The sequence below is a fragment of the Bacteroides intestinalis genome (genome assembly GCF_003464595.1).
Classification (GTDB): domain Bacteria; phylum Bacteroidota; class Bacteroidia; order Bacteroidales; family Bacteroidaceae; genus Bacteroides; species Bacteroides intestinalis_A.
The window spans coordinates 79526-86783 of sequence record NZ_QRZF01000024.1; the positions used below are offsets into that span (position 1 = coordinate 79526).

The 7258-nt window shown below is 39.4% G+C and carries 4 protein-coding genes and 1 pseudogene; all 5 read left to right on the forward strand.

What is annotated here, in order from left to right:
* The first annotated feature begins 56 nt into the window (after nucleotides 1-56).
* The gene (locus DWW10_RS22785) at nucleotides 57-1331 is read left to right on the forward strand and encodes a glycoside hydrolase family 88/105 protein (protein WP_259320523.1); all 1275 of its coding nucleotides are present in this window, start codon (nucleotides 57-59) and stop codon (nucleotides 1329-1331) included.
* A gap of 46 nt (nucleotides 1332-1377) precedes the next feature.
* On the forward strand, nucleotides 1378-3465 hold the full coding sequence (locus DWW10_RS22790; RefSeq protein WP_118421092.1) for a glycoside hydrolase family 2 protein: 2088 nt from the start codon (nucleotides 1378-1380) through the stop codon (nucleotides 3463-3465).
* 6 nt (nucleotides 3466-3471) lie between these two features.
* Nucleotides 3472-5004, forward strand: coding sequence for a glycoside hydrolase family 28 protein (locus DWW10_RS22795; protein WP_118421091.1), 1533 nt, complete (start codon nucleotides 3472-3474; stop codon nucleotides 5002-5004).
* Between the two features lie 228 nt (nucleotides 5005-5232).
* On the forward strand, nucleotides 5233-5922 hold the full coding sequence (locus DWW10_RS22800) for a hypothetical protein (RefSeq protein ID WP_022393206.1): 690 nt from the start codon (nucleotides 5233-5235) through the stop codon (nucleotides 5920-5922).
* Nucleotides 5923-5924: 2 nt separating this feature from the next.
* Nucleotides 5925-7214, forward strand: a pseudogene (locus DWW10_RS22805) (carboxypeptidase-like regulatory domain-containing protein); the annotation flags it as partial.
* Nucleotides 7215-7258 lie beyond the last annotated feature (44 nt).

The window sequence follows — 7258 nt, forward strand, 5'->3', positions numbered from 1 at the left end:
TTGCGCTCTATGTTTGCAAAGAAATAAAGTCCTGATAAATGAATAAGAATAGTATCATGAAAAAAAGATTATTTATTGTATCCTTTGTTGTATTGAAGTGTGCGATCGGTAGCGCATCCTTTTCGAATTCGGAAAAATATATGGATGCTTATCCGTTTGAAATGGCATTTAAGGTTTCTGACGGATATATACCACTATCAGAAAAGGAATTGAATTACCCTCTGAGAAAGGAGGATATTCTGAAAAGTGCGACATTAGTGAATGATTACTTTATGAACCATTATCCTGATGTAGGAGCGCCTTCGTATGTAGGAGGAAAGCAAAGAGATAGCAAGATGTGGACGCGAGGTGTTTATTATGCTGGATTAATGGCTATGTATGCCCAAAGTCCTAATCCGAAATGGCTGAAATATGCTGTTGACTGGGGAGAATTTCATCATTGGAAGGCGGGAGTAGGTAATGCCAGCCGTCATGCGGATTTTCAATGTTGCGGACAAGCCTATCTTGATCTGTACTTATTAGATTCTTCTAGATCTGAGCGTAAAGCGCATATCAAAGAGTTAATTGATAATATGTTGGGTACTGATGAAATAGATGACTGGCATTGGGTGGACGCATTATTTATGGCTATGCCCATATTCGCACAAATCGGTTGGATAGAAAATGATAATCGCTATTTTGAAAGAATGTACCAAATGTATATGTATACCCGTAACAACCAAGGAGGAGATGAGCGATGTGGTGGCAAACCTTTGTTGAATGAACAAGATGGGCTATGGTATAGAGATTATCGTTATGATTCTCCTTATATGGACCTGGTTGAAACAGATAAACCTTGCTACTGGTCAAGAGGAAATGGCTGGGCATATGCAGCTCTTGCCAGAGTACTTCACTATTCACCGGATAATATGGTTCATAAAGAGCAATATATTCATGATTTCAAGCTAATGTCTGAGGCATTGCTCAAATGTCAGCGTTCCGATGGCTTTTGGAGTGTAAGTTTGGCAGCAGCATCCAATACCGGTGATTCTCGATCTCCCGGACCCGAAACATCTGGTACTGCTTTGTTTGTCGCAGGAATGGCCTACGGAATCAATGCAGGTATCTTGAATCGGAAAACTTATTTGCCGTCTGTCTTAAAAGGATGGAATGCACTTAGTAAAATAGCCGTTCGGGGAAAGGACGGATTACTCGGTTATGTGCAGGGAGCGGGTTCTCAGCCGGAACATGGGCAACCTACGCTTAAAGACCGGACACCTGAGTTTGAAGATTTTGGAGTCGGCTGTTTCCTGTTAGCAGCAGCGGAGGTATATCGTTTGGCTGAAAACTAATCTGATATAGTTTGCTAAAGAAAATAATATCATAAATTATAAACTTATGAAGAATACAAAGATTTTATTATGTCTGATAGCTCTTATTCTAATCAATAACTATATCTTGGCGGACAATACTCCGCGAGAAGTTATTTCCTTAAATGAAGGGTGGGGATATAAACCTATTACTGCTACTAAGAAGGATGCCGCACTTACATCTGTAACTTTGCCACACACTTGGAACGCGAATTATCTGGAAGGAACAACCACTTACAATCGGGAAATGATGATTTACCAGCGTAATCTGGCGATTACTCCTGCCATGAAGGATAAACGATTATTCTTATATTTTGAAGGAGTGAATTCGGCTGCTGATATATTTGTCAATCGTAGAACTGTTGGGCAGCATCTGGGTGGTTATACAGCCTTTTGTCTGGAAATAACTGATTACGTGAGTCCGGGAGATAATAGTCTGGAAGTCTGGGCTAGTAATGCCTATCGTACAGATATATTGCCTATCAGCGGAGACTTCAATATATATGGTGGCATTCATCGTCCTTGTCGGCTGATTGTAACGGATAAGAATTGTATTTCTCCGTTGTATTATGCTTCTCCGGGAGTATTTATACACCAAGACCATATATCCAAGCAGTCTGCGGATATTACAGTAGAGAGTTTGTTATCATTGCAAGGCAACAAAGTGGGGTTGACATTGAAGACTACTGTCCTTGACGCAACTGGCAAAGTTATAGAAAGTAGGGAAACTGCTGCAAACGGTGAATCAGTAAAACAGTCTTTCAAAATTTCAACCCCACATTTGTGGAATGGGAAGAAAGACCCTTATCTGTATACAATTGTTGCAGAACTTTATGACAATGGTAAGTTGGTGGATAAAGTAGAACAGAAAACCGGTTTTCGTTTTTTCACAGTTGATCCAGAGAAAGGCTTTTTTCTCAATGGTGAATATCTGGACCTCTATGGCTTCTGTCGTCATGAAGATATAGAAGGAAAAGGAAGTGCTTTGGTGCGTGAAGATTATGATCGGGATATGTCTATAATTAATGAGATAGGAGCCACGGCTATGCGTCTAGCACACTATCCACATGCCGAAACGATGTATGAACTATGTGATGAAAATGGCATTATATTATGGACAGAAATTCCTTTTGTCGGTCCCGGCGGATATGCCTATACCGGTTATCTGCATAATGAAGGTCTCGAAAAAAATGCCCGCGAGGGCTTAAAAGAATTGGTTTACCAAAAATATAATCACCCCTCAATTTGCTTTTGGGGCGTGTTCAATGAAATATTAGTGAATGAAGGTACAAAGTTTAAAGAATACGATAACCCTATACCATTCGTAAAAGAACTAAACTCATTATTCAAGAGTCTGGATCCATCACGGCAGACTGCATTTGCGACTTGCGTAGACCAATCACATTATTTGGATTGTGCTGATTTGGTAACTTGGAACAAATATTTCGGTTGGTACAGCGATGCAGCACCAGCTGCAGGCAAGTTTTTCGATAAAATGAAGAGTACTGCGAAAAATAAGCCTGTTGGTGTTTCCGAATACGGCGCAGGAGCAAGTATTCACCATCACCAATGGCCATTAGATGGAAAAGATCAGAGAACTGGAAGTAACATTGTCGACGGTAAATTCCCTGCTTCTTTCCATCCGGAAGAAGCTCAGGCTTACTGCCATGAAGGTAATTGGGCAGCTTTTGTTGAACGTCCCTATTTATGGGCTAAATTTATCTGGGTATTTGCTGATTATCAATCGACTATCCGCCAGGAAGGAGATAAAAATGGTATCAATGATAAAGGATTGATAACCTACGATCGTAAGACCAAGAAAGATGCATTCTATTTTTATAAAGCGAATTGGAACCCGGAACCAATGATTTACATCAATAGTCGCCGTTTCAAAGAACGGACAGAACAGAATACACAGGTGAAGGTATATAGTAATTTGAAAGAAGCGACTCTCTATATCAATGGAAAGAAAATAGGAACGGGAAAAAAGGATCATCTCAATCGTATCATATGGGATGATATAACTTTGTCAATAGGCAAAAATGAGATTAAAGTAAAAGGGAAATCCGGCAAACAATTGTTAGAGGATACCTGTATTTGGAATGTAAAAAAGTAAAGCACTATGTTTGATCAAATAAAGAAAGTTTTGATAGGTATATTTTTTGGTATAGCTACTATATATGTCTGGGGTAGTAATATTCCTACAAGTAATCAAGTGGGCGCGATGAGTCTGCCTACTGAAATAGCACCAATACAGGCTCCTTTTGCGATGCCTCAACTTGTACGTCCGACATTTCCGGACCGTACGTTAAATATAGCAAAGAAAGGGGCTAAACTAGGAAAAAGCAGTACGAACATTATTCAAAAAGCCATTGATGATCTGAGTAGGAAAGGGGGAGGAACGGTTATTATTCCACCCGGTAAATGGCAAACAGGTCGGATTATACTGAAAAGCAATATAAATCTACATCTGGAAAAGGGTGCTGAACTCCATTTTAGTGGAGAAATAAAAGATTATCTGCCAGTAGTGTTGACCCGTAACGAAGGTGTAGAGCTTTACTCTCTGGGTGCTTTAATTTATGCTAATCAAGCAGATAATATTGCACTGACTGGGGAAGGGAAACTTTTCGGTCCGTCAAAAGAATGCGAAATATATCGCCTGCAAATGCGTGATAAAGTTATAGAAGAGTTTATAAACAATGGACATTCTGTAGAAGAAAGAGTCTATGACGGTAAAGACAATAAACCTGTATTTCTTCCGATGTTTTTTTCACCGATTTATTGTACCAATGTTCTTGTTGAAGGTGTTACATTTGAAGAGACTATCTTTTGGAATGTTGTTCCTGTATATTGTGACAGAGTAATTATCCGTGGTATTACTGTAAATAGTGTAGGTACTCCACGTGGTGATGGTATTGACATTGATTCTTCACGGAATGTACTAATTGAATATTCCACGCTGGATTGTGGTGATGATTGTTTTACTATAAAATCAGGACGCGGTGATGATGGAATTCGTGTTAATAAACCATCTGAAAATATTGTTATTCGTTATTGTTTAGCCAAAAGAGGTCCCGGTGGCGTTACATGTGGCAGTGAGACTGCCGGTATGATACGCAACTTGTATGTACATGACTGTGTCTTTGAAAATACACATAATGGTTTTTATTTTAAAACCAGACGTAGTCGTGCCGGGGGTGGTGAGAATCTGTATTTTGAACGTATACGGCTGGTTTCACCAAGTGTCGTTTTTCGTTGGGATATGTTAGGCTCTACCCGTTATGTCGGTGATTTGGCAAAACGGTTACCAGCCTTACCCATAGGGCCTTTAACTCCAGTCTACCACCATATATCAATCAAAGATGTAATAGTAGAGAATTGTCAACGATTAATTGATGCTACCGGTATCCCTGAGTCACCACTGAGTGAAGTGTCGATAAATGGGCTAAATGCAAAATGCAAAGATCTGATAAGAATACAGGATGTAGATGGACTGGTGATTGTGAATTCTTCTATTCAAACAGAAGATGCAAAGGTTTCAGTAGTAGATGGGCGGAATATCATGCTAATCAATGTAAAGTTAGATATTCCAGGGGGAACGTTGCAAGCAGAATATTCAGGAGAATTGTCACGCCCCATTATGTATAATCGTTAAAGTCAATGGGGGAACATCAAACTTTTGTTCCCCCATCAGTTATAAGTGGATTACTACCTATTTGAATCTTTTTATTTTCAGTATTAGAGCTTCATCTCTTTTCGACCAGAAATAGAAATGTTTAATAAACCTAAATATATGCTCTTAATAGTTATCGATTTCATATATATTGCTTACTTTAGACAACTAATAACACATTAAAGAACTTTCCGTTAATCTTAATATCTTATGAATATTAGAAAAGCGCATCTGCTTATCTTGTTATGCACATTCTGTATCCTCTCTCCGGTGTATACGCAGCAGCCACTTTTTGATGAATTCAAAAAAGCGGCGGGAGATTATGCAGCTCTTTATACCAATAAAGTAGAAGTGAGCTACAGCCCTTACTTTTATATAAATCATCCTTATTGGGATATGGATGAATTTCAGGAAGGGGCAGTTTGCTATGATGGATCACTGTATACCGATATACAGCTCCGGTATGACACCTTTAAGAAACAATTGATTGTGATTACCCCTGAAAAGCGGTTGCTTCTTGAGGTCGATATGAGGAAAGTTAATTACTTTGTCATTGGAGATAAAAAGTTTGTTCCACATGGCAATACTTTTGCTGCACAACTATATGATAGCCCACAGATGGGATTGACTCAGTATGTTTTGTGTAGGATGGGAGCATCCGTAGAGAAAGATAGAATCAGTTATAAACAGTTCGATAAAGTGGTGCGTTTTGTGCTTTCTAAAGAGGGGGGAGAATATACAGTGACTTCACGTTCCAGTTTCCTAAAGCTCTTTCCGGATCATAAAAAGCAATTGAAAAGATATGCAAAGGATCATTTTCTGAACTTTAGTACTCTTTACCGCGCAGAGGCTTTGACTGCATTAACCCAATATGCTGATTCTCTAATCAATAAGAAATAATTATGACAGTATATAAAATAAGATATATAGCAGTCATTCTGTTTATTATATCCCCTTTCGTAGCGCTGGCACAACAGCAGAATACAGACAGTATTTCTATCTTTGAACTGATGGATGCTGTTGAAAAGAATACATCTTGCCATATTTATACTACGATTGCAACCCCGTTCAAGGTGAAAAGGTCTGAGACATCGAAGCCTACTGCCGAAAGTTTGCGGCAGGCATTAGCTGCAACACGCTATAAAGTCACTGTTTATGCCGATCAGATATTTGTTCTGCCGGAGACGTTTTTATCTACCACTCTTACTCCAGTTCTGAAAGGGGAGCAGATACAGGATAGTGAACAGGTATCTTCTTTTATTCCTATTGTGAAGTCTTCTTCTGAAAATAAGGTGTATGAAATAGGAAACAGGTATAAACCCTCTTCCGAGGCGACTGTTATTTTGAATGGAAAAATAACTGATTTTAAAACAGGACAGGAACTGGAAGGCATCAATATCGTTCATCGTGAACCGTGGGTTGCTACTGCTACCGACCGTCAGGGGAATTTTTCCATCCAGCTTCCTGTCGGATACAATACGATTGAAATCAATGGACTGAATATTAAGGAGACTCGCCGGCAGTTTATGCTCTATGGAGAAGGAAATACTCACATAGAACTGGAAGAAGAGGACCATTTATTGGACGAAGTTATCATTGTTTCAGGACGTGTGCAGAATGTGAGAAGTACTCAGTTGGGTATGGAAAAATTCCAGCCCAGCTTACTGAAGAATATTCCTACTGCAATGGGTGAAGTGGATGTACTGAAGATGCTTCAGACACTTCCGGGCATCAAGACAGTAGGAGAAGCGTCCAGCGGTTACAATGTGCGCGGAAGTGCGGCGGATCAGAACCTGTTACTACTGAATAATGGAACGATTTATAATCCGAATCACTTATTTGGCTTCTTCACAGCTTTCAATTCGGATATGATAAAGGATGCGGAACTTTATAAAAGTAGTATTCCCAGCCAATATGGAGGACGTATTGCATCTGTACTGAATATAACCAGTAAAGAGGCCAGTAAAGAGAAGTTTACAGGTTCGGCGGGTATCGGACTGGTGACCAGTAAACTGAATCTTGAAATACCAATCATTAAAGAAAAGACATCGCTTCTTTTGAGCGGACGTACCACTTACTCGGACTGGATGATGAAGGTGTTACCTGAAAAGAGTGGTTATCGCGATGGTAAAGCCGGATTCTATGATTTGGGTGGTGTATTCTCACATACTTTGAATGAGCGTAATAAATTAATCTGATTCTCCGCAAACACACCTAATATTTTTAGTATATTAGC

Coding starts and splice junctions, on each gene's coding strand:
- DWW10_RS22800 (WP_022393206.1), top strand. CDS start 5,233: ATGAATATTAGAAAAGCGCATCTGCTTATCTTGTTATGCACATTCTGT.
- DWW10_RS22790 (WP_118421092.1), top strand. CDS start 1,378: ATGAAGAATACAAAGATTTTATTATGTCTGATAGCTCTTATTCTAATC.
- DWW10_RS22795 (WP_118421091.1), top strand. CDS start 3,472: ATGTTTGATCAAATAAAGAAAGTTTTGATAGGTATATTTTTTGGTATA.
- DWW10_RS22785 (WP_259320523.1), top strand. CDS start 57: ATGAAAAAAAGATTATTTATTGTATCCTTTGTTGTATTGAAGTGTGCG.